This is a genomic window from Paraglaciecola sp. QJM3NY_14 (assembly GCF_056173245.1).
Window position 1 is genome coordinate 4,997,355 of record NZ_CM149664.1, and the last position, 23,311, is coordinate 5,020,665.

A 23,311-nucleotide genomic window follows, 5' to 3' on the forward strand; every position below is an offset into this window, starting at 1 on the left:
AAGCTGCTTTATGCGCTATAAAGTCGGCTCATAAAAAACGCCCCTGTTAGCAAAAATAACAGAGGCGTTGAGAGAGTATTTTCGTTTATCTTTTTAAAAGTGTTTAACGACACCTCAAGCGGATAAAATCGTGACTAGTTAAGCGTAACGAACTCTTCAGCGCTAGTAGGATGAATGGCCACACAGGCATCAAAGTCCGCTTTAGTTGCGCCCATTTTCATCGCCACCCCAAAGCCTTGCAGTATTTCATCCATACCGTAGCCAATACCATGTAAGCCAACGACTTTTTGCTCTTCACCCACGCAAATCAGCTTCATGCGCGTCATTTGTCTGTGGCTGGTCACCGCCGTGTACATGGCGGCAAAACTCGAGTTATACACTTTGACATTATCTTTGCCAAACTCGGCTTCCGCTTCAAGTTCAGTTAAGCCCATTGTACCGATAGCTGGGTGACTGAAGACAACGGTTGGGATCAGAGTGTAATCCATGTGTGCGTCTTTCTGACCGTTAAACAATCGCTCCGAAAGTAAACGACCCGCTTTAACCGCCACAGGTGTAAGTTCTACTTTACCTATGTTATCGCCCACCGCATAAATACCATCAACACTGGTGTTCTGGTATTTATCCACTGCGATATAACCACGTTGATTCACCGTCACTCCGGCTTTGTCTAACCCCATGTTGTCGTTTGCTGGTGCACGACCAATAGCCCAAATGACGCTATCCGCTTCGATTTTCTCACCGCACTCGAAAGTCAGCGTTAAGCTGCCATCTTCGTTCTTTTCAAGTTTCTCTGGTATACGATGGGTATGTAGCGTTGGGCCGTCTTGAGCCATTATCTCAACCAAGGTTTCACTTAACATGGTATCAAATGAACGAAGTGGCGCATGCTTGCGCACAACTAGGTGGGTTTCGCTACCAAGAGAATGTAATACACCTGCTAGTTCAACGGCGATATAACCGGCACCTACTACCACAACGCGTTTAGGTTGTTCCGTTAATTCAAAGAAACCGTCTGAATCGATGCCTAACTCTGCACCAGGAATGCTTGGTGTAACAGGGCGACCACCAGTGGCAATAAGGATGTGGTCAGCGGTGTAATGCTTGCCGTCAACTTCTACGGTATTTTTATCCACGAAACGAGCAAAACCATTGATCACCGTGATGTCGTTGTTGCCCAACACGCGATCGTAAGAGGCATGGATACGTTTGATATATGCTTCGCGACTGTCTACTAGTTTTTTCCAGTCGAATTTATTCACCGTCACGTCGAAACCGTAATCGGCGGCATAATGATTAATGGCTTCAGCGACCTGAGCACCAAACCACATGGCTTTTTTAGGCACACAACCTACGTTAACGCACGTGCCACCAATATGGCGTGCTTCAATTAACGCTACTTTTTTGCCGTGCTTGGATGCTCGGTTTGCTGAAGCAATACCGCCACTGCCGCCGCCGATACATATATAATCAAAATCTGCCATTTTTACTCATCCTAAATTAACTAGCTGTGACTACACGATATAAGGTTCGTCTGATTAAAGACAAATGAATTTTTTAATCGGGTTAATCGAAAATAATAAACCTGAGCATTATAGACCTATCAAGCAGAGAATAACTTGCAACAAAACTACAGCTGCTCAAATCGCCTATAAACGCATTGATTTTAGCCTAGATCCATACAAACACTTGAATTCGCGTATGAACTGCCTTACTTACTAGTCATTATTCCCTCTACTTGAGAGTTCATTATGTCCCTAAGCCCGTTGCAAGATTTGTCTGGATTACCACGTTTTTCAGAAATTAGTCCCGAGCAAATTCAGCCCGCTGTTAAGCAAGCGATTGAAGATGCTAAACAAACCATAGAAACCTTGCTTGCCCAGCCAACTTACACATGGGACAACTTCGCCGCTAAATTAGAAGACAAAGACGATGAACTTGGTCGCATGTGGTCACCGGTTTCACACATGAATTCAGTGGTCAGCAATGACGAACTGCGTGAAGCGCACGACGCTTGCTTACCCTTGTTATCTGAATATGGCACTTGGGTTGGTCAGCATAAGGGCTTATACCAAGCCTACCTGCATATTCAAAATAGTGCGGAGTTCGCTGAACTGGATGAGGCAAAACGTAAAGTCATTGAGAACACAGTGCGTGATTTCGAGTTATCGGGCGTCGGCTTAGATGACGAGAAAAAACAGCGTTACGGCGAGATAAAAAGCCGCTTGTCAGATTTATCCTCAACGTTTAGCAACAACGTGATGGACGCTACGCTAGGCTGGCAAAAACACATCACCGATGAAACTGAGTTGGCCGGTTTACCCGAGTCCGCCTTGTCCGCTGCCAAACAACTTGCTGAAAGCAAAGAGTTGGATGGCTGGTTGTTCACCCTTGATATCCCTAGCTATTTACCTGTGATGATGCATGCAGATAACCACCTATTGCGCGAAGAAATGTACCGCGCATTTACTACACGCGCGTCTGACCAAGGGCCAAATGCAGGCCAATGGGATAACGGCCCACTCATCGATGAAACCATGGCATTGCGCCAAGAGCTCGCCAACTTATTAGATTTCGCCAATTACGCAGAACGCTCTTTGGCCACGAAAATGGCAGAATCGACCAGTCAGGTAAAAGGCTTTTTGCAAGACTTAGCGCAGCGCTCTAAACCGCAAGCCCAACAAGACTTAACCGAACTGGCAGAATTCGCCAAAACCCAATATGACAAGCCTGAGCTACAAGCGTGGGATTTGGCTTATTACAGCGAAAAACTCAAAGAGCAGAAATACGCCATTTCAGATGAAGCCCTGCGTCCGTATTTCCCTGCCCATAAAGCAGTGGATGGCTTATTTGAAGTGGTATCACGTTTATACGGTCTACAAATTAGCGAACGTGATGGTGTAGACACTTGGCACGAAGATGTGCGCTTCTTTGATATCAAAGACGCAAAAGGTGATTTACGCGGCAGCTTTTACTTAGACCTGTACGCTCGCGAACACAAACGTGGCGGCGCCTGGATGGACGAGTGCCAAACGCGTCGCGCCAAACCTGATGGCACAATGCAACTGCCGGTGGCTTATTTAACGTGTAACTTCAGTGGCCCAGTAGGCAACAAGCCTGCGTTATTCACTCACGATGAAGTGATTACCTTATTCCATGAGTTTGGCCACGGCATTCATCACATGTTGACCCAAATCGACGTTGCTGGCGTATCAGGCATCAACGGTGTTGCATGGGATGCGGTTGAGTTACCCAGCCAGTTTTTAGAAAATTGGTGCTGGCAGCCTGAAGCATTGGCGTTTATCTCAAGCCACTATGAAACGGGCGAGCCACTCCCCCAAGACTTGTTGGATAAAATGCTAGCGGCACGTAACTTCCAATCAGCCATGCAGATGGTGCGTCAATTGGAATTTAGCTTATTTGATTTCAGCTTACACGAGCAATATAACAGTGAGCAGAAAACCTCAGTGCAAGGCTTGTTAGATGACGTACGTAGCAAAGTAGCTGTGGTTATTCCACCTGAGTTTAACCGCTTCCAGAATAGTTTTGGGCATATTTTTGCTGGTGGTTATGCAGCAGGTTATTACAGCTATAAATGGGCTGAGGTGTTGTCATCAGACGCATTTAGTCGATTTGAAGAGGAAGGCATATTTAACCAGCAGGTAGGTCAAGATTTCTTGAACAACATTCTTGAAAAGGGTGGTAGTAAAGAGCCCATGGAATTGTTTGTTGCGTTTAGAGGCCGTGAGCCGAAAGTTGATGCATTATTGCGCCACAGCGGTATTGAAGGGTAAACAAGTAGATTTTTAATGTTAGGAGTCAGGGTGAGCGACAACGTTTTAGCCAATTTGGAACATTATCAGGCCATTTACCAACGTGCCTGCGAACGAAAAGGCGGCCCTGGCGCCGTTGAAAGTTTACTTAGTGACCCCCTTGCCGATAAAGACATCGCTCAATTGGGTGATGATCGTTTCTTAGCTGAATTTAGCAAAAAGGTCTTTCAATCAGGTTTTGTATGGCGAGTGGTACGCAATAAGTGGCCTGAGTTCGAACGTTTGTTTTTCGAATTTAATATCGACAAAGTACTGCTTATGCCGGATGAAATGCTTGAAAAGCGCGCTCAAGATCCAGCCATTATTCGCAACTATAAAAAAGTGCAAACCATTCGCGACAACGCCATCATGATCGACTCTGTTCGCCGTGATCACGACAGTTTTGCGCAGTTTGTCGCTAACTGGCCTGTGGCTGATATCACTGGTCTGTGGGGCTATTTGAAGAAGCATGGCGCTCGCTTAGGTGGCAACACAGGTCCTTACGCGCTGCGTGCATTAGGCAAGGATACCTTTTTGCTGACCCGCGATGTCACGAGCTACTTTAGCCAACGGGATATTATTTCAGGTGGAGTGACATCCAAGCGTAGCTTAAGTGCAATCCAAGCAGCGTTTAATCAGTTACAGGCGCAAAGTGGCCGCTCTATGCAAGCCCTCAGTACGCTTATTGCTATCAGCGTAGGAGACAATTTAGCAGCCTGATCTGCCAGTGTATTAGCGCAAGGCAATAACGCATGTGCCGGTGAATAATCTTTTGCGCCAGTTTAGACGTATAACGCTGTAATTTTTTTAGATTGGCACTGTGAATTTCGATACACTAGCGCCATGAGTTTATTAAGGAATTGACATGAGCGTTAGCGAGCAACACGGGGCTTCAGATACCAGCCACGAGCAAGCCCCAGAATCATCAGAAAAAACCCACTTTGGTTTTCAACAAGTCGATAAGAATGCCAAAGCCTCTATGGTTGCTGAGGTTTTTCAATCGGTCGCCGCGAAATACGACATCATGAACGACGTCATGTCTATGGGTATTCACCGCTTATGGAAACGCTTTACCATAGACTGCAGCGGTGCAAGAGCCGGCCACAAAGTACTCGATTTAGCCGGTGGCACAGGTGACTTAACCGCTAAGTTTTCACGTATTGTAGGCGACAGCGGTGAAGTGGTGTTAGCCGATATCAATGATGCAATGCTACGAGTAGGCCGTGACAAGCTGCGCGACAAAGGCATTGTCAGTAATGTGAAATACGTACAGGCTAACGCCGAAGCCCTGCCCTTTCCTGATAACAGTTTCGATATCATTACTATTGCCTTTGGCCTGCGCAACGTGACCGACAAAGACAAGGCCTTAGCGTCTATGTACCGCGTTTTGAAACCCGGCGGGCGGTTATTGGTGTTGGAGTTTTCAAAACCTACCAGCGAAGTATTGAATAAGGTTTATGATGCCTATTCATTCCATTTACTGCCTAAAATTGGCGAGCTGGTTGCCAAAGACGGTGACAGCTACAAATACTTAGCAGAATCGATTCGCATGCACCCAGAGCAAGATGTGCTGAAAGACATGATGCAAGAAGCCGGTTTTGAGCAAGTGACCTATCACAACCTAACAGGCGGTATTGTTGCTCTGCACCGCGGGTTTAAGTTTTAAATGTTAGTCGGGCAGCTGATAAGCGCGGGCGTTGAGTTAACCCTTAACCAACTTTTGCAGCTCGATCCTGATTGTAAACCTCGCTTAAAAAAGTTAGCGGGCAAACAACTTCAGGTCACCATTAATGAATTGCCTTGGTCTTTACTGTTTACTTTTTCTGAGCAAATTGATGTCAGCGCCTTGCAGCAAGATCAACAGTCAGCACCCGCTGATGCCGCAGCAGATTGCCATATTACTCTTAGTTTAAGCACGCTTAGCGCATTAAGTGACAGCAGTAAAATCAGTCAGCTGATTCAACAAGGAAAGCTAGATTTAGACGGTGATATCGATGTTGCCCAAGGATTTAGCAATCTAATGAAAGAGCTGGATATTGATTGGGAAGAACAGTTATCTAAATACACAGGTGACGTGGTTGCTCATCAAACCTTTAGTAGCGTGAAAGCGTTCTTCAATACGGCTCAACAAGAAGTGGAAAAACTCGCTGACCAGCTCAGCGCGCATTTAACCCAACCTGAAGCCGTCGCGGTGACCGAAATCGAAGTTGCGGATTTTTGTGATCAGGTAAATCACCTACGTAGCGCCAGCGATAGGCTTGAAGCGCGAATCGATCACCTCATTGCCTCACAACAGGATGACCAATAACTCGTGCGGATCCTTCGTTTATACCAAATCAATAAAGTTTTTTTACAACACGGCTTAGATGAACTTATTCCTGACAAGTGGCTGCCTTGGTACGCTAAATTAGGACGCTTCGGCTTTTTCTGGTTGCGTAACAAGCATAAAGATAAATCCCCCGGTGCCCGTATTCGTTTAGCGTTGCAGTCTTTAGGGCCAGTATTTATTAAATTTGGCCAAATGTTGTCTACCCGTAAAGACTTGCTAAGCCAAGACATTGCTAACGAATTGGCCATCCTGCAAGACCAGGTCGCGCCTTTTGACAGCGAGGTAGCTCAGCGAATTATTCGCCATGCGCTTGGCGTCAGTGACCTAAGCGAAGTCTTCAGTGAATTTGAAGAAACACCTTTAGCGTCAGCATCCATCGCCCAGGTGCATGCAGCCAAACTGATTGGTCATAGCGAAGAAGTCGTCGTTAAAGTGATTCGCCCAAATATAGGCTCCGCGATCCATGCTGATATTCAGCTTATGCGTACGTTTGCTAATGCATTACAAAAATTACTGCCAGATGGTAAACGCTTACGCCCGGTTGAAGTTGTCGCAGAATACGAAAAAACGATCGTTGGCGAGTTGGATTTACTTAACGAAGCCGCCAATGGCATTCAATTTAAACGTAATTTTGAAGATTCTACCGCGTTGTACGTGCCGCATATTTACAGTGATTACTGCCATGCAAATGTGATGGTAATGGAGCGTATTTATGGCACTCCCATTTCTGATGTTGCCACGTTAGAAGCCCGTGGCACCAATATGAAAAAGCTTGCAGAACGCGGGGTAGAGGTATTTTTCACCCAAGTATTCAGAGACAGCTTTTTCCATGCTGACATGCACCCCGGCAATATTTTTGTCGCCCTGGATAACCCTGACGACCCACAATATATCACCATAGATTACGGTATTGTCGGCACGCTCAATAGCGAAGATAAACGCTATTTAGCGGAAAATTTTATCGCTTTCTTCAATCGTAATTACCGTAAAGTAGCTGAGCTACACGTTGATTCAGGTTGGGTGCCAAGCACCACCAGCATTGATGAATTTGAAGCGTCGATTCGCCGCGTGTGCGAGCCCATTTTCCAAAAGCCTCTGGCTGAAATTGAATTTAGTAATGTGCTACTGCAGTTATTTAATACCGCTAGACGCTTCAATATGATTATTCAGCCGCAATTGGTGCTGTTGCAAAAAACCTTGCTATACATCGAAGGTTTAGGCCGCCAGTTGTACCCGCAATTAGATTTATGGCAAACCGCCAAACCCTTTTTAGAAAATTGGATGCGTGAACAAATTGGCGTAAAAGCCATGTATAACAAGGTTTCGGCGAATTTACCGTTCTGGTCTGAAAAGTTGCCAGAAATTCCCGATTTAGTGTATGACTCTATGCGCCAAATCAAACGCTATCCCGAGCAACAAAAGTTGCAGTTCGAAAAGCAGCAGTGGCAGGTGAAACAGCAACAGCGTAGATTAGTATTTACTATTATTGGAGCAACGTTGTTGGTAGTGTCCAGTGTGATGCCTGTTTACATTCAGCATTGGTGGATACCGGCGAGTATCGCTACATTTGGTGTTTTTAGCTGGTTAATTGCGTGGCGCTGCAGAGTGCCAGAGTAGCCCCTATGAAACTGATAATGAAAGGCACTTTTGGTGTCTTTTTTGCTTTCTGATACGCTCCTTTACGAGTGCCCAAAAAAGCCTTCAAGTCGCAAAGCCAAGCCATAAGAGGGCGAGAAATGTTCGTCCCTGCGCAACAAGATAAAAGGTTCGACTTCATAAAACAGCCATTCTCTCAACGTGTTTTGCCGCCAGCGCATGCTCACGTAATGCTCGTTTATCTGATAGTTTGGCTTGCTTAATCCTTCAATGTAGTAGCCGGTGATAATGGCAGTTTTACGATTGAATTGATGCAAGCTTTGCCAGCTGTGGCGCCATAACCAGTCTTTGGTTCGATCCCGGTAATAAAAGTTATTGTCAAAGCGATACAGAGTGTCAGCGTTGGCGCTGTAGTCAAACTTGGTTGAGAAATGGCTGCCGAAACCGTCATCACTGTAATAATAAACAGAACCTTCAACACGCATTAGCGTATCTGTCGCCAGTGAATAATGGTTACGATAACGGCTCTTTACAAAGGTTTGCAGGCCGCGCCCGACGCCAATGCGATGTGAAAATCCACTGTTGGGTCGAGAGCGCCAACTAAGCGCTAGGTTGAGTCGATCTGTATCACCGAAACTATTGTCGCGACCTAAGCGTTCATTGCCCAAACCGGCTTCATCGTCGTAATCTGACAGGACTATATCTAAGCGGTTTTTTAAATTAGGTAAACGTACTCGCACTCGAAAACGATTTTGAAATTGGTCTAACTCTCGCGTACGCGGCTCCCAACCTAAACGAATTCTCGCTTCTGCTTGAGCGACCTCTTGATGCATGACACCGTCGAGAAAAAAGAAATCATCAAACCATATTGCCGTATCTTGCACCGATTGCGCGATATTATTATGCATATCATCGAGCCAAGGATAGACCGGTTCTGGCTCCTCTTTTTGCGCTGTACCTTGCTCATCTTGGGCACTTTGGCAATGAAATGCACTAAACGACATCAGCAAAATCAGGTATTTAAAATTCAATGCCGTACTCCCTGTATTCTAAGGTATTACTGTGCATTGAAATGTTTGCTTAATCAAATCCAGTGACCTTTTTAATTTGCTACGTATAATGGGCTCAAATATTTAAGAGGAGTTTGTTATGTTCGGTATTAGCCCAATGCAGTTAATCATTATTTTAGTGATCGTCGTTTTACTTTTTGGCACTAAAAAACTTCGTAATATGGGCGGAGACTTAGGCTCTGCGGTAAAAGGTTTTAAGAAAGCCGTATCAGATGATGACAAGGACGCAGACTTTAAAGCTGATGAGAAAGTCGAAGATAACAGCAAAGCAAATGACCAGACTGTACAACAGAATGTCAAAAGTGAGTCAGATACTAAGGCTAAAAGTGAGTAACGCGAGCATTACCCATGTTTGATATTGGCTTTCTCGAATTACTCGTTATTGGCGTGGTAGCTCTTTTGGTGCTGGGCCCTGAGCGTTTGCCTGGCGCAATTCGCTCGACCATGCGCACTGTGCGCAGTGTCAAAAGCATGGCCACGGGATTTCGGCAAGAAGTGGAACAGCAATTTAAAATTCACGAATTACACGAAAACCTGAAAAAAGCTGAGCAACAAGGTTTAGAGAATCTATCACCTGAATTGCAAAAATCCGTAGATGAACTGCGAGACGCAGCGAAGTCTGTTCAGAAACCATACGAAAAAAAGTAGTCACGGATGTCAGATCCAAATAGCTTAATTGCCCACCTAATCGAATTACGTGGCAGAGTGTTAAAAGCAGTATTGAGTGTGTTTGTGGTGTTTTTGTGCTTGGTCTATTTCGCCCAAGACCTATACCACTGGCTCGCGACCCCTCTGCTTGACACCTTGCCAGATCAAGCAGAAATGATTGCCACGGACGTTGCATCACCCTTTTTTGCACCGTTTAAACTGACCTTGGTGTTGTCGTTTTTTATCGCAATCCCTGTTGTGCTGTATCAAATTTGGGCCTTTATAGCCCCCGGTTTATACCGTAATGAAAAACGTTTAGTGGCGCCTCTGTTGTTTTCCAGTACCTTGTTGTTCTATTCGGGTATGGCGTTCGCCTATTATGTGGTGTTCCCTCTTGCTTTTGCTTTCTTCACTGGTGTCGCCCCTGAGGGCGTGACAATTAACACTGATATCAGCAGTTATTTAGATTTTGTGTTGAAAATCTTTTTTGCCTTCGGTTTATCGTTTGAAATCCCCGTGGCAATCGTCTTGATGTGCTGGACGGGTGTCAGCACTCCAGATTCATTGCGAGCAAAGCGGCCTTACGTCATTGTCGGTGTGTTTACGTTAGGTATGCTGCTAACTCCGCCTGACATCATTTCGCAAACATTACTGGCGATACCCATGTGGATATTGTTTGAAGTCGGCATTTTAGTCGGCAGCATGTACGTCAAACGCAAAGAACACGCTGACGATGACGAGCACAGCGACGAACCGACTGAAATGCGAAAAGAAGAACAGACAGAGCAAGAAAAGAAGGAACAGGAACAATCATGAAGAATGTCATTATTGCCATTGGATTACTGCTAAGCAGCATCACCACAGTTCACGCGCAAGATATTGTAAGCCAGTTACAGGCTTGTCGCGCTCAAACAGACAATGCTGTTCGCCTTGCCTGCTACGACAAACTTGCTGTTAAATATGCGGAAAAAAACATCAAGAATGACCTACATGTCACTAAGGTGAGCACACCAAACAGTAACGCCGCAACACCACCTGTCATAACGCCGACTAAGTCACCAGCTACATCTCCTGTAAGCGTTAGCGCAGAGAAACGCGCGCCAACAGATAACTATGCCAGCCGAGAAGATCAAGTGAAGCGCTTTGGTTTGTCGAAGGTGACGGAGCCACAAGAAAAAGTTGAAAAAATAACCTCAGTTATTACATCAGTACAAAAAAATCCTTACGGCAAACTGATCATCACCTTGGAAACAGGCCAAGTTTGGCGCCAGACCAACAGTACATCACTGAGACTAAAACCGGGACAAGAGGTTTATGTTGAAGAAGGGGCGCTGGGTTCTTACTTCTTAGGCAAAGAGTCAAGCAACAAGCGTATTCGAGTGAAGCGGTCAAAATAACATGCAATGGTTTGACGTTGGCGTAAACGTACCTAGCGATGTCACTACCTTGCCCCCTATGCTTGAGCGCGCAACTAACGCCAACGTCGCAAAAATAATGCTTACGGGCACCGATATAAGCATCAGCCAACAAGCCTCAGCGCTTGCTAAAGCGCATCCTGGGCAAGTATTTAGCACTGCGGGTATTCACCCTCATTATGCACAGCACGCCGCTATTGATTACCGACAGCAGATCAAAGTCCTTGCTGAGCAACCTCAAGTGTTAGCGATTGGTGAATGCGGCCTTGATTTCAATCGTGATTTCTCACCACGAGATATCCAACTCGCGGTATTTGAAGCGCAGCTTGTTATCGCTTGCGAAACCGGCCTTCCGGTTTTTTTACACGAGCGTGATGCGTTTGACGCCCAGTATCAATTACTACACCAATACCATAAGCAATTAAGCGGCGCGCTAGTGCATTGTTTTACGGGCAATACTGAGCAAATGCAGGCGTACCTTGAGCTAGGTTGCTATATTGGTATCACGGGTTGGGTGACCGATGAAAAACGTGGCGGTAATTTAAGAGAAGCCGTCAAGCATCTGCCAATAGAGCGCCTCATATTGGAAACTGACGCTCCTTATTTGAAACCTAAAAAACTGGGTAGCGACAAGATCACTGGTGTTAAACAGAATGAACCTTGCTATTTACCCGTTATTGCCAAAGCGCTAACGGCGTTAATGAATACACCGTTAACTGCACTGGCTGACGCTAGTTTGCGCAACAGCCACGACTTACTGGCTATAGGTTAAGCGGTGGCAATAAACACATTATTTCACAGCGTGCTGACTCAACGTGCTGCCATTCAGCTGATGTCAGTTACCTGTATTTTACTTTTTTTGGTCACGGTTTTTTCAATTAAGCTGCAAACACCAGAGTCACTGACGAATAGCCAATTAACTGTTCTCACCGATACTCAACAGCAATACAAAATCAATACACTGCCAGATGCAAACAGCCCTCAATGGAAAGCAGTTGATGGTTTTGAGCTTGGCCTGCCCATGTCAGACACGCCCCATTGGCTGAGTTTTACGATTCCCAATTTACGCTCCAATGAACATTGGTTACTTGAGTTGAACAATGGACTTATTGATCACATCTCTGTGTGGTTTATTGAAGAAGGCGAACTTCTCGATCATTATCAAACGGGCGACACTCTGCCATTTGCATCTCGCAGTATGCCCTACGAAACGTTCATGTTTTCCATCCCTAAATTTGATGAAAACTTACGTGTTGTTATGCGACTTAGCAGTGATGGTACGTTACAGGTGCCAATCAATCTTTGGGCCGAGTCTGCGTTTTTAGTATTCAATGGTGAGCACAGCATCCTGATAGGGCTTTTCTTTGGCATCTTGTTCGCCATGGGGATCAGTAACTTGTTTTTCTTCGTGATCAGCCGCCAGCCTGTGTTTTTACTTTATGCAGGTTATGTATTCAGCTTTGCGCTGCTACTCGCTGCGATGCAAGGCATTGGGTACAAGTATATTTGGTCCGACAGCCCATGGATGCAAAAACACAGTGTGTCTATCTGGGCCAATGCCACGGTCTTTTACGCGATCGTATTTACCAATATTCTGTTAGATATCAAAAGTATCAGCCTGCGCTTGCACAAAATTTTAAATGGGTTGGCCATTTTATTTGCTCTGAGCTTAATCGCGGGCTTGTTTATTCCCAAATCATGGTTTTTGGAACCCTTCTTATTTGCACTTTGCGGGATAAGTTTGTTCATATACGCAGTCGGTATTTGGTGTTGGTATAAGCAAGTCCATTTAGCGCGCTTTTACATACTAGCTTGGACATCACTGTTGGTCAGCTCCTTGATTGCCTGTCTTGACCACCTCAATGTGCTGACCCTGTCTATTTCATCTAACTACTTGCTGATGCTAGGTGTCATCATTGAAACTTTCTTATTGGCTCTCATGCTAGCTTTGAGCGTTAATCACCAGCGCCGTCAGTTGTTTAGAGCTCAGCGGGAAGCATTGCGTAAAGAACGAGATATGCGTGCAGTGCAAGACGAAGTGCTCGAGCAGCAAAACAACGCCCAAGAAGAATTGGAGTATAGCGTGCAAGAGCGCACGTTAGAGTTAGAGATAGCCCTTAGGGAGTTATCAGAAATTAACCGCGAATTAGAAGAAAAGAACACATTAGACGCGTTAACGGGTATTCGTAACCGGCGCTATTTTGATAAGAAATATTTAGCAGAAGTGCGCCGAAGCCGCCGTGAGCGCACCGAACTAGTTGTGGCTATGATTGATATTGATCACTTTAAGCGCGTGAACGATGAGCATGGCCATCTAGTAGGTGATGAATGTATTAAGTTTGTCGCCGAGCGCTTGAAAAAAGCTCTTAAGCGCCCCAGTGATGATGTATGTCGCTATGGGGGAGAAGAGTTCTCTGTCATCTTGCCAAGCACCGATATTAAAGGCGCTCAGGACTTACTTGAGCAATTAAGGCTGGATATTCAAGACACCCCCGTTTATAGCGCGGGTGTGATTGTTAATTTAACTGTGAGTATTGGCTTAGCCAGCGCCATCATGGACCCCCAGCAGAGTGAAGATGTGTTAATCGGCTTTGCGGATCAATTACTTTACCAAGCTAAAAATAACGGACGAAATTGCATCGTGGCGCAGCAGCTGCCGACCTCTGAATAAATGCAATTCTCTCGAATTTATTAAGACCTAACCTTACAGGACATCTAACATGGCCGAAATTTATCCTCAAACACGAATGCGCCGTATGCGACGCCACACCTTCACCCGAGACCTCATGGCAGAAAACCAATTAACCGTCAAAGATCTCATTTATCCGGTATTCGTGTTAGAAGGCAATAATCAGCGTGAGACAATTGAATCAATGCCCGGCGTTGAGCGTTTATCTGTCGATTTGTTGGTTGAAGAAGCAAAAGAGTTACACGCACTGGGCATTCCAGCGCTTGCGCTGTTTCCGGTTACGCCCCTTGAGCGCAAATCAGAATGTGCCAGTGAAGCGTTTAACCCTGATGGTTTAGCCCAGCATGCCGTACGCGCTTTGAAGGCCGCTGTACCCGATATGGGCATTATCACAGATGTCGCCTTAGACCCATTCACCTCTCACGGGCAAGACGGCCTGCTGAACGAAGAGGGTTACGTACTTAACGATGAAACGATAGAGGTACTTATCAAACAGGCCTTATCCCACGCTCAGGCGGGTGCTGACATTGTTGCCCCATCAGACATGATGGATGGCCGCATCGGTGCCATTCGTCAAGCGCTGGAGAGCCACGGATACATCAATACATGCATCATGGCTTACTCCGCTAAGTATGCGTCCAACTACTACGGCCCATTCCGCGATGCGGTCGGCTCTGCTGGCAATATTAAAGGTGGCAACAAAAAGAGCTACCAAATGGATCCTTCAAATTCCAACGAAGCAGTGCGTGAAATCGCCCTTGATATTGCCGAGGGCGCAGACATGGTTATGGTGAAGCCTGGTATGCCATATTTAGACATAGTGCGTCGTTGTAAAGACGAATTTGCTGTGCCGACTTTTGCTTATCAAGTAAGTGGCGAATACGCCATGCACAAAGCTGCATTCATGCAAGGCTGGTTAGATGAAGAATCTGTGATTATGGAATCTTTGTTAGCCTTTAAACGCGCCGGCGCAGACGGCATTTTGACCTACTTTGCCAAACAAGCAGCGCAAATTTTAGTGCGAGATAAATAGAAATTAGATTTGTGAGGTTTTGATACAAGCGCTGGCAGATTTGCTGGCGTTTTTGTTTGTATACACAAGTAAAGATGTACGCACATGAGCTTTGCGAGAAACACTGTCAAGAGGAATACTTTCTTATGCGCTGCTGGGTACGTGAGTTAAAAAAAATGGTCAGAAAACTAAGGTAGAGCGCGCGTTGAAAATAGCATTACTCGCAGGTGAGGTGCCAACCCATTTTGTGTTGCTGCCACTTCTCATTAGCCAATTCTGCATCGATTAAAGGATGCGCTTTCAACCAGCCTTCGGGGAACACTAAGCGCCAGTCATTTTCTTCTACCTCTAAGCGAAATTGCGGTAGAAGGTTATCTTTACGGCGTATCGACAAAATACAAGCTAGACGCAGCACCCTTACTAGGCTGCGCATAATGCCCCGGGTTTCACTGTGGTTTTGATCGAATACTTCAGGTGATATTTGCTGACGATGATTCAATACCAGCGTTTTTATGCCATCACGTTGTAAATTGGTATACCCCACCATAGGCACGTGACCTAAAATGTAAGCACCGTGCTTGTGATGCAATTTGTATTCAATGTGTAAACCCGTTTCATGCAACATAGCGGCCGCAACCAGCATAGCCTCACCATCGATACCGTCAACGTCAGTTTGCTCACTAAGTTGTTTAAACAACGTCAGGGCGACCTCAGTGACCCGTTCCGCTTGCTCAGAATCAATGTGAAAGTGCTGCATATGCTGATGGATAGTTTGCATACGGCGGTCATTCTGCTGCATGTTTTCCAGCATGCCATAGATAAGACCTTCTCGTAGTGCGCCCCCTGATATCTGCATATCGCGGATAGACAACGATTCGAATAAAGCGATGAGAATGGCTAAGCCACTGGGGAAAATAATCCGCCTGGATTCATCCAAACCATCAATTATTAAGTTGTCGAGCGTCGCGCAATCAATACATTGCTGGCGCAAGTTGTAAAGATAGTCGAGCCTAATGGCATCACTGATCCCTTGGGCAACTAAGATTTCTGTAATCGCTTGAGGTGTACCTGATGCGCCTAAGCACTGCTGCCAGTCAAAGCATACGAACTTATCTGCAACAGCATCGACCATCGCTTTGGCTGCATCAATCGCTGCTGCAAAGTTTTCCTCGCTGAGGACATCACCTGCAAAGTGACGCTCTTTAAACGTCACGCAGCCCATGTTGAGACTAACCAGATGAATGGGGGTCATATCGTTACCGATAATGATCTCGGTACTTGCGCCACCAATATCAATAACCAAAGAATTACCTTGATTGGCAGAGGTGTATGCCACGCCCAAATAAATTTGCCGTGCTTCTTCTTCACCACTGATAACGCTTAGTGTGTGATCGAGGATTTGTTGGGCTTTTACGGTAAATACGTCAGCATTTTTAGCTAAACGTAACGTGGCGGTTGCCACCACACGAATGTTGTCTCGAGGAATGTCCTGCAGACGCTCTGCGAACGTTTCGAGGCAGCGCCAGCCGCGCTCTAAACTTTCATCGTCAAGCATCATGTTATCGTCTAGCCCTGCGGCTAAACGCACTTTTTGCTTCACTTTACCAATAATTTGTACACTACCCGCTACCACGCGAACTATCACTAAGTGAAAACTATTTGAACCTAAATCAACGGCTGCATATAGCTCTTCGGGGTGATTTTGCGGTAATCGGGTAGATGTAATCATGGCTTCCTGCGGTTACGCGAGCCTGATGATTGGCGCTTCTGAGGGTTGCGACCATTCTGCATTCGCTTTTTATGGCGAGGCTTAGGTGGTGTCACATCCCGAAGTAGTGCATCAGCTTGATATTCTGTTACCGGAATAGCATGCTCAATGTAGGTTTCAATCGCTGGTAAGTTTAACGCGTAACGTTCACAAGCAAAGCTGATTGAGCTACCGCTTTGACCAGCACGACCGGTGCGGCCGATACGATGTACGTAATCTTCAGCATCGTCTGGTAAGTCATAGTTAAACACGTGACTAACCATAGGAATGTGCAAGCCTCGAGCGGCCACATCGGTAGCAACCAGTATATCTAGCTTGCCAGACGTGAAATCTTCAAGGATTTTTAAGCGCTTGTTCTGAGGAACATCACCGCTTAATAGACCCACTCGATGACCATCTGCTTGTAGCCAGTCGGCAACTTTCTCACAGCTGTGCTTAGTATTCGCAAAAACAATGGCTTTATCCGGCCATTCTTCTTCCATCAAACTAAGTAGCAAGGCCATTTTGTCTTCATCAGAAGGATAAAAGAGCTCTTCTTTGATGCGCGTGCCGGTTTTGCGTTCGGGCTCAACTTGCACGTGAGTGGGATTATCCATGTGCTCATAAGCTAGCTCTTGTACTCGGTACGACAACGTCGCCGAGAACAACATGCTTAAACGCTCTGTCGGTTTAGGCATGCGATTGAAAAGATAACGAATATCTTTAATAAAGCCTAAATCGAACATACGGTCCGCTTCATCAAGTACAGCGACTTGAATACCGGCTAACGAAAAAATGTTCTGCTTGTAGTAGTCAATGATCCTGCCGGTAGTGCCGATAATAATATCTACACCTTCTTCCAGCTTTTCCCGTTGACTTTGATAACCCTCGCCCCCATAAATCAAACCGAGAGACAAACCAGTGTGTTGACTTAGCAGTTCAGCATCGTTAAAGATCTGAACCGCCAACTCTCTGGTTGGCGCCATAATAATGGCTCTTGGTTGTTTTTTAGTGGGCTGCGGATTACTTAGCAAGTAATGAAAAGTTGCCACCAAGAACGCGATAGTTTTACCGGTTCCGGTTTGCGCTTGACCTGCTATGTCATTCCCTTCTAATAGAGGGGGCAAGCTTAACGCTTGAATGGGCGTGCAGTGACTAAAGTTTGCGGCGGATAACGCCTTAACGACTTGCTCATTGATTGGCAAGTCCGCGAAATGTGTTTCGGTTAAATGAGTTGTTTGCATAGCTTATAGCTTATCAGTGCTTGCATTAAAAAACAGTTTCTATATAACAATCACGATCACGCTGAATTATATCGGCGCTAGAATTAATGACGGAGAAAAGAATGAGCGACAAAATTATCCAGTTATCGGACGATAGTTTCGAGGCAGATGTTATCAATGCTACTGGTCCTGTACTAGTTGACTTCTGGGCGGAATGGTGCGGTCCGTGTAAGATGATTGCGCCAATTTTGCATGAAATTGCTGACGAATTCGACGGCAAGTTAACAGTTGGCAAGCTGAATGTCGATGAAAATAACGAAACACCACCTAAGTATGGTATTCGTGGCATCCCTACTTTGCTTTTATTTAAAGGCGGAAATGTAGCTGCAACTAAAGTCGGCGCACTATCTAAAAGCCAATTAGAAGAGTTTTTGAACGAAAACATCTAATTAAATGCTGAAAAATTAAGCCCGACCAAATCGGGCTTTTTTATTTCTTGTATACTCTTTGTGCAAAGTTTTGTTCAATGTAATACCTTTTAAACCACTATTTTCACTAGACGTACCGTGATTTTGGTGCTAACTTTTCATTGTTCACACCTGAACAGACCTGTACTTTCGCACCAATCAGAGATTTTTATAAGTAAATACCTTTGAACCATTCAATCAATTTTTGCTGATATGGCAAAACTTTCAAGCATGAAAAGACCCACCAATATGAACCTAACGGAACTCAAGAACAAACCCATCAGTGAGCTGGTTGGACTGGCCGAAAAAATGGGCCTAGAAAACATGGCTCGCGCTCGTAAGCAAGACATTATATTTTCAATTTTGAAAACCCACGCCAAAAGTGGTGAAGATATTTTCGGCGACGGCGTCCTAGAAATACTTCAAGACGGCTTTGGTTTCTTGCGTTCTAACGACGCATCATACTTGGCGGGACCAGATGATATCTACGTATCACCTAGTCAGATTCGTCGCTTTAACTTGCGCACCGGCGATACCATTTCAGGTAAAATTCGCCCACCCAAAGACAGCGAGCGATACTTCGCCCTGTTGAAGATCAGCGAAGTTAACTTTGACCGCCCTGAAAACGCCCGTAACAAAATCTTATTCGAAAACTTAACGCCACTGCATGCCAATGAGCGTTTAGTCATGGAGCGAGGCAACGGCAGTACCGAAGATATTACTGCTCGCGTACTTGATTTAGCCTCTCCAATCGGCCGTGGTCAACGTGGTCTTATCGTTGCACCGCCTAAAGCCGGTAAAACGCTTTTACTACAGAATATCGCCCAATCAATTGCAGCAAATCATCCAGAATGTTTGCTCATGGTATTGTTGATTGATGAGCGCCCAGAAGAAGTGACCGAGATGCAACGCCTTGTACAAGGTGAAGTGGTTGCTTCTACCTTTGATGAGCCTGCGAGTCGTCACGTACAAGTGGCTGAAATGGTGATTGAAAAAGCCAAACGTCTAGTCGAACACAAGAAGGATGTGGTTATCTTACTTGATTCAATCACACGTTTAGCCCGAGCGTACAACACCGTAATCCCATCATCCGGTAAAGTACTTACTGGTGGTGTTGATGCTAACGCATTACACAAGCCTAAGCGTTTCTTTGGTGCGGCGCGTAACATCGAAGAAGGCGGCAGCTTAACCATTATTGCTACCGCGCTTATCGATACAGGCTCTAAAATGGATGAAGTTATCTACGAAGAGTTTAAAGGTACGGGTAACATGGAATTACACCTGAACCGCAAAATTGCGGAAAAGCGTGTTTTCCCAGCGATTGACTACAATCGCTCTGGTACTCGCCGCGAAGAATTACTGACCACCCCAGACGAATTACAAAAGATGTGGATCTTGCGTAAAATCGTGCATGAAATGTCAGAAATTGACGCAATTGAATTCTTAATTGGTAAGTTGTCTATGACCAAAACCAATAATGAGTTCTTCACTGCGATGCGCAAGCAAAAAAGCTAGCATCACAGCATAATACGTTTTTTAAAATCCGCTGCAGGTTCGCCCGCAGCGGATTTTTTTTTACGGTGTTTTATCTTCTGAAAAAAGTAAAAACCGATAAAAAGACGCAGAAAGTTGCTCAATTAACGTTCAAGCGGGACTCGTTGTTTGAATTGAGCTACAATCCGTTTCCGAAATTTACTGGTCAGCAATATCTTGTCTATCAGCATGAGATTTCATCTGCTTGTTCAAGTCCGCTGCACCAAATAAAACCGAAATATAGTGGGAGTGAAAATGCCTCAAGTTGCGATTGTTATGGGTTCAAAGTCTGATTGGCCCACCATGGCCCAAGCGGCAAAAATGTTAGATGCCTTAGGCGTAAGTTATCACGCCCAAGTGGTGTCGGCTCATCGCACCCCTGCCCTGTTAACAGAATTTTCAGAAACGGCAGCCGACAAAGGTTACCAAGTGATTATTGGTGGCGCTGGCGGCGCTGCGCACTTACCTGGCATGATAGCCGCGCATACTCACCTGCCGGTATTTGGTGTGCCTGTGCGTTCAAGCCAGCTAAGTGGAGTAGATTCTTTGTACTCAATTGTACAAATGCCCAAAGGCGTTGCTGTAGGTACCTTAGCTATAGGTGAAGCTGGCGCAGCTAACGCCGGCTTACTTGCCGCGCAAGTTGTTGCTTTGCATGATGAAACCGTACGCGATGCGATTATTCAATTCAGACAAAAACAAACGGCTGACGTATTAGCCCAACCCGCACTGGAACTACCTGAATGAACGTGTTGATTTTAGGCTCCGGCCAACTCGCCAGAATGATGGCGCTAGCAGGTGTGCCTTTAGGGATTGAAGTACGAGCGGTAGATGTAAGCAACCATAAAGTGGTTAACCCCATAGACAAAAAGGTGATGGATATTCACCTTGAAACGGCTATTGAGGCCGCCGACGCGATTTCTGTTGAGTTCGAGCACATTCCAGAGCCTTTACTTGAACAAGTCAATCGTAGCGGTAAGCTGATGCCAAGTGTTGAAGCCATCGCAGCCGGAGCTGACAGAGTTAAAGAAAAAGCGTTACTCGACAAGCTCAATATCGCCAATTGCCCTTACATGATTGTGGATGACGCGGCTAAGCTCGAACAAGCCGTTGCACAACTAGGCGAAAAACTGATCATTAAAGCCAGCCGCGACGGCTACGACGGTTACGGTCAATGGCGCTTATCTAGCAAAGAGCAACTGCCTGATATCAAGCAAGCACTGGCCGAGCTTGATTTAAAGAAAGTGCCTTTAGTGGTTGAAAAAATGCTCAGCTTTGAGCGTGAAGTGTCATTAGTTGGCGCACGCGGTAAGAACGGACAGATCGCTCTTTATCCTTTGGTTGAAAACCTACATCATCAAGGCCAGTTGCATACCTGTGTTGCACCTGCACCGGCCATCACCCCTGAATTAGTCACTCAAGCCGAGCAGATTTTTACCGCCCTCGCTAGCGAGCTAAATTACGTTGGCGTACTGGCAGTGGAATTCTTCCAGATGGGTGACACGCTGCTAGTCAATGAAATCGCCCCACGCGTGCATAACTCAGGGCATTGGAGCATGCAAGGTGCCGATACCTGTCAGTTCGAAAATCACCTGCGCGCTATCTGTGAATTACCACTAGGTTCAACCCAAGTGTTGGCACCAAGCGTAATGCTTAACGTAATTGGTTGTGATTTACCGCCAAAAGACATGCTCAGTGTACCTAGAACCCATTTACACGGCTATATGAAAACCCCACGCGCCAAGCGCAAGATGGGCCACATCAATATCACTGGCAATGATTACGCTGAACTGGGCGAAGCGATGCAGAAACTGCAAAAGTGGTTACCGAAAAGCTATTTCCCGACACTGAACAGTGAAGCAGAGCGCCTTTTACAGATAAAATAATAACTTTTGGTTGACAACAAAAGTGGAATCAATAGAATGTCGCCTCGCTCTAGCACATAGCTGCTTAGAGCGGGAATCTAGTGTGCCGACTTAGCTCAGTTGGTAGAGCAACTGACTTGTAATCAGTAGGTCACCAGTTCGACTCCGGTAGTCGGCACCATTTCCCTTCTTTGTACTAAAGTCCCTGTTTGTTTATGCCCTTCGGGCACTAAAATTTTATATTCTATTCGCTACGTTTATTTATGACTTTCAGCCACATTATGTACTGCGTACACTGAAAATATAAGCTTCGTGTAACAGAATCAATGCTGGATATGACAGACCATCCCTTGCAGCGAACTAGCGCCACCGTCAATGGCGAATCGCTCACCCGACAGAGGTTGTGCTTCTAAAAGCCACGAGCTCTCCTGTCTGGTCATTTGGCAATTCGATTAAAAACATAGAAAATTGAAGTCGGTACAAAAGCAGCGACGGCATCACCAACTTGAATGAAGACCTCCGTAGCCTAAAGCGAAATGTGCGCTCTCGGCTTATTTTTCTATTTCAGTCCATGCGAACTTGTTACTTCAAAGGCGTTCACTCATCGAAGCTTACTGGAGTGAATGTTGTCTCAGTACTTCTTTATCAGTCATTCTTACTATACGAAAACGAAAATCATAGTCGGAAAAATTATCATCTCCGCATACAGCAGGCCCCTCACAAGGATTTAATCTAACTGTGAAATTTCGAATATCACCTATAGCAGGTAAAATTTCTAACAACTCTTGAGTATTCCAAGCACCATTATATTTTCCAACGAATTGGTCTTCACAGTCTTTAACAATACTCCCGGAAAAACAAAATGGAAAATGTGCCCAAGGACTATCATCCTCGTAAAAAACAACAGAGAATTGTATTGGACTTGCAGCCCCCTCCTCCTTGCAAATCCAACCTGAACCCTCTCCCCCATATCGACCATCTATTATTAGCGTGTCCCCTGCGATAGGATAAACACAACTTTGTAAAGAATGAAAATCAAAAGGCTCCCCACTGTCAACATCACCTTGAATAAGCGTGGAAACGATCACATTGCTATGCCAAACAGCGTAAATTTCATCGGAGCCAGCCCAATCCCAACCGGTTTCGTCTACTGCTGTGAATCCAATAGCTTCCACTTTAAACATTGGCTGCAAATTATGTATTGCAACCCTTGGGGGTAACTCTTCAAGATGATCGAGAGCTTTAGTCGCAGAACTGGGCGGTTTAACATCTTCTATTAAAGAATCACATCCGAGTATGCAGAAACACATTAAAGTAGTGCAGACTGCTACTAGTCGCTTTGCATAATAGTTATTTCCGAATAGTGTTGGTTTATATAGTGGCTTTCTCATCTTTAGGCTTCCTTACGATGATATTAAGGTAAAATATAAAAAGATTAGAAGTACACGCGGTGAAACATCAATAGTCAAAAAGGGCACATAAGCAGACAAAGTCGGTGCTATCGTGAACATCCACAATGAAGAAATGAACCGCATGCTTTAGTCGACTCCATTCTATGCAGGGCCGTGCATGGCCAGAAACTCTTCTGGCGGCAGTGGTTTTGGAAGGGCGAGGATATATACGACCCGTTCTTTCACTGCTCCCTCTGCATGCAATGCCTTAGCGGGGATCACTATTTTATCTCCCGCTTTGACTTGGGTTCGCATACCGCTTTTGGCATCGAAGAAATCTGTCTCTCCTTCCATGATATATGCGTGTACCTCGTCGGCATGCCAGTGTTCGTGCAATCCTTCTGATGGACCAGAAACAAATGTTGTTGGCCAAGTTCCCTGTTTGATTACATCGTTAAGTACGTCTTCGGTGGAGTCAAAAAATTCACTGTAAAATCGTAGGCTCATCATAATT

At 45.4% G+C, this 23,311-nt stretch carries 22 protein-coding genes and 1 tRNA gene; 17 read left to right on the top strand and 6 right to left on the bottom strand.

Annotated features, from left to right (window positions below; genetic code table 11):
• Positions 1-134 precede the first annotated feature (134 nt).
• The gene (gene gorA, locus AC0VYA_RS21370) at positions 135-1,484 is read right to left on the bottom strand and encodes a glutathione-disulfide reductase (protein ID WP_011576894.1); all 1,350 of its coding nucleotides are present in this window, start codon (positions 1,482-1,484) and stop codon (positions 135-137) included.
• 267 nt (positions 1,485-1,751) lie between these two features.
• Here gorA and prlC point away from each other — a divergent pair, with 267 nt between their 5' ends.
• The 5 genes from prlC (at position 1,752) to ubiB (ending at position 7,758) form a co-directional block, all read left to right on the top strand.
• Entirely contained in the window at positions 1,752-3,794 is a 2,043-nt protein-coding gene (prlC, locus tag AC0VYA_RS21375; protein WP_475489613.1) for an oligopeptidase A, read from the top strand.
• Positions 3,795-3,824: 30 nt separating this feature from the next.
• Positions 3,825-4,532 carry a DNA-3-methyladenine glycosylase I gene (locus AC0VYA_RS21380; protein WP_475489614.1) on the top strand — a complete coding sequence of 236 codons (708 nt, stop codon included), beginning with the start codon at positions 3,825-3,827 and terminating at the stop codon, positions 4,530-4,532.
• A gap of 145 nt (positions 4,533-4,677) precedes the next feature.
• A complete protein-coding gene (gene ubiE / locus AC0VYA_RS21385; RefSeq protein WP_011576897.1) occupies positions 4,678-5,478 on the top strand; it encodes a bifunctional demethylmenaquinone methyltransferase/2-methoxy-6-polyprenyl-1,4-benzoquinol methylase UbiE in 801 nt (266 codons plus the stop codon).
• Positions 5,479-6,120 (top strand): ubiquinone biosynthesis accessory factor UbiJ, encoded by a 642-nt coding sequence (locus tag AC0VYA_RS21390; RefSeq protein WP_011576898.1) that lies wholly within the window; start codon positions 5,479-5,481, stop codon positions 6,118-6,120.
• Between the two features lie 3 nt (positions 6,121-6,123).
• Positions 6,124-7,758 (top strand): ubiquinone biosynthesis regulatory protein kinase UbiB, encoded by a 1,635-nt coding sequence (gene ubiB / locus AC0VYA_RS21395; RefSeq protein ID WP_475489615.1) that lies wholly within the window; start codon positions 6,124-6,126, stop codon positions 7,756-7,758.
• Between the two features lie 62 nt (positions 7,759-7,820).
• Here the strand turns inward: ubiB and AC0VYA_RS21400 are convergent, their stop codons facing one another.
• Positions 7,821-8,741 (bottom strand): hypothetical protein, encoded by a 921-nt coding sequence (locus AC0VYA_RS21400; protein WP_475491107.1) that lies wholly within the window; start codon positions 8,739-8,741, stop codon positions 7,821-7,823.
• Positions 8,742-8,886: 145 nt separating this feature from the next.
• Here AC0VYA_RS21400 and tatA point away from each other — a divergent pair, with 145 nt between their 5' ends.
• Genes tatA through hemB form a run of 7 tightly spaced genes read left to right on the top strand, consistent with a single transcriptional unit; the run spans position 8,887 to position 14,592 of the window.
• Positions 8,887-9,141 carry a twin-arginine translocase TatA/TatE family subunit gene (gene tatA / locus AC0VYA_RS21405; protein ID WP_011576901.1) on the top strand — a complete coding sequence of 85 codons (255 nt, stop codon included), beginning with the start codon at positions 8,887-8,889 and terminating at the stop codon, positions 9,139-9,141.
• Positions 9,142-9,155: 14 nt separating this feature from the next.
• On the top strand, positions 9,156-9,455 hold the full coding sequence (gene tatB, locus AC0VYA_RS21410) for a Sec-independent protein translocase protein TatB (protein ID WP_006995013.1): 300 nt from the start codon (positions 9,156-9,158) through the stop codon (positions 9,453-9,455).
• 6 nt (positions 9,456-9,461) lie between these two features.
• Positions 9,462-10,271 carry a twin-arginine translocase subunit TatC gene (gene tatC, locus AC0VYA_RS21415; RefSeq protein WP_011576902.1) on the top strand — a complete coding sequence of 270 codons (810 nt, stop codon included), beginning with the start codon at positions 9,462-9,464 and terminating at the stop codon, positions 10,269-10,271.
• Positions 10,268-10,852: a hypothetical protein gene (locus AC0VYA_RS21420; protein ID WP_475489616.1), complete on the top strand. Its 585-nt coding sequence runs from the start codon at positions 10,268-10,270 to the stop codon at positions 10,850-10,852. Before tatC ends, AC0VYA_RS21420 begins: the two co-directional genes overlap by 4 nt.
• 1 nt (position 10,853) lies before the next feature.
• The gene (locus AC0VYA_RS21425) at positions 10,854-11,642 is read left to right on the top strand and encodes a TatD family hydrolase (protein WP_475489617.1); all 789 of its coding nucleotides are present in this window, start codon (positions 10,854-10,856) and stop codon (positions 11,640-11,642) included.
• Positions 11,643-11,645: 3 nt separating this feature from the next.
• Complete coding sequence (locus AC0VYA_RS21430) at positions 11,646-13,541, top strand: sensor domain-containing diguanylate cyclase (protein ID WP_475489618.1); 1,896 nt, start codon at positions 11,646-11,648, stop codon at positions 13,539-13,541.
• Positions 13,542-13,590: 49 nt separating this feature from the next.
• Positions 13,591-14,592 carry a porphobilinogen synthase gene (gene hemB / locus AC0VYA_RS21435; RefSeq protein ID WP_475489619.1) on the top strand — a complete coding sequence of 334 codons (1,002 nt, stop codon included), beginning with the start codon at positions 13,591-13,593 and terminating at the stop codon, positions 14,590-14,592.
• A gap of 196 nt (positions 14,593-14,788) precedes the next feature.
• Here hemB and AC0VYA_RS21440 read toward each other — a convergent pair whose 3' ends face one another.
• Both AC0VYA_RS21440 and rhlB read right to left on the bottom strand, forming a co-directional pair.
• A complete protein-coding gene (locus AC0VYA_RS21440; protein WP_473477037.1) occupies positions 14,789-16,300 on the bottom strand; it encodes a Ppx/GppA phosphatase family protein in 1,512 nt (503 codons plus the stop codon).
• A complete protein-coding gene (gene rhlB, locus AC0VYA_RS21445) occupies positions 16,297-17,562 on the bottom strand; it encodes an ATP-dependent RNA helicase RhlB (RefSeq protein WP_006995006.1) in 1,266 nt (421 codons plus the stop codon). Before rhlB ends, AC0VYA_RS21440 begins: the two co-directional genes overlap by 4 nt.
• Before the next feature lie 101 nt (positions 17,563-17,663).
• Here rhlB and trxA point away from each other — a divergent pair, with 101 nt between their 5' ends.
• The 5 genes from trxA (at position 17,664) to AC0VYA_RS21470 (ending at position 21,587) form a co-directional block, all read left to right on the top strand.
• Positions 17,664-17,990 (top strand): thioredoxin TrxA, encoded by a 327-nt coding sequence (trxA, locus tag AC0VYA_RS21450; RefSeq protein ID WP_008303866.1) that lies wholly within the window; start codon positions 17,664-17,666, stop codon positions 17,988-17,990.
• A 267-nt stretch (positions 17,991-18,257) separates the two neighbouring features.
• Positions 18,258-19,523: a transcription termination factor Rho gene (gene rho, locus AC0VYA_RS21455; protein WP_006995004.1), complete on the top strand. Its 1,266-nt coding sequence runs from the start codon at positions 18,258-18,260 to the stop codon at positions 19,521-19,523.
• Between the two features lie 273 nt (positions 19,524-19,796).
• Positions 19,797-20,288 (top strand): 5-(carboxyamino)imidazole ribonucleotide mutase, encoded by a 492-nt coding sequence (gene purE / locus AC0VYA_RS21460; RefSeq protein ID WP_011576909.1) that lies wholly within the window; start codon positions 19,797-19,799, stop codon positions 20,286-20,288.
• Complete coding sequence (locus AC0VYA_RS21465; RefSeq protein ID WP_475489620.1) at positions 20,285-21,427, top strand: 5-(carboxyamino)imidazole ribonucleotide synthase; 1,143 nt, start codon at positions 20,285-20,287, stop codon at positions 21,425-21,427. The genes purE and AC0VYA_RS21465 overlap by 4 nt, the downstream gene beginning before the upstream one ends.
• A gap of 84 nt (positions 21,428-21,511) precedes the next feature.
• A tRNA-Thr gene (locus AC0VYA_RS21470) sits at positions 21,512-21,587 on the top strand.
• 430 nt (positions 21,588-22,017) lie between these two features.
• Here the strand turns inward: AC0VYA_RS21470 and AC0VYA_RS21475 are convergent.
• Both AC0VYA_RS21475 and AC0VYA_RS21480 read right to left on the bottom strand, forming a co-directional pair.
• The gene (locus AC0VYA_RS21475) at positions 22,018-22,797 is read right to left on the bottom strand and encodes a hypothetical protein (RefSeq protein WP_475489621.1); all 780 of its coding nucleotides are present in this window, start codon (positions 22,795-22,797) and stop codon (positions 22,018-22,020) included.
• A gap of 162 nt (positions 22,798-22,959) precedes the next feature.
• On the bottom strand, positions 22,960-23,307 hold the full coding sequence (locus AC0VYA_RS21480) for a hypothetical protein (protein WP_473477050.1): 348 nt from the start codon (positions 23,305-23,307) through the stop codon (positions 22,960-22,962).
• Positions 23,308-23,311: the final 4 nt, after the last annotated feature.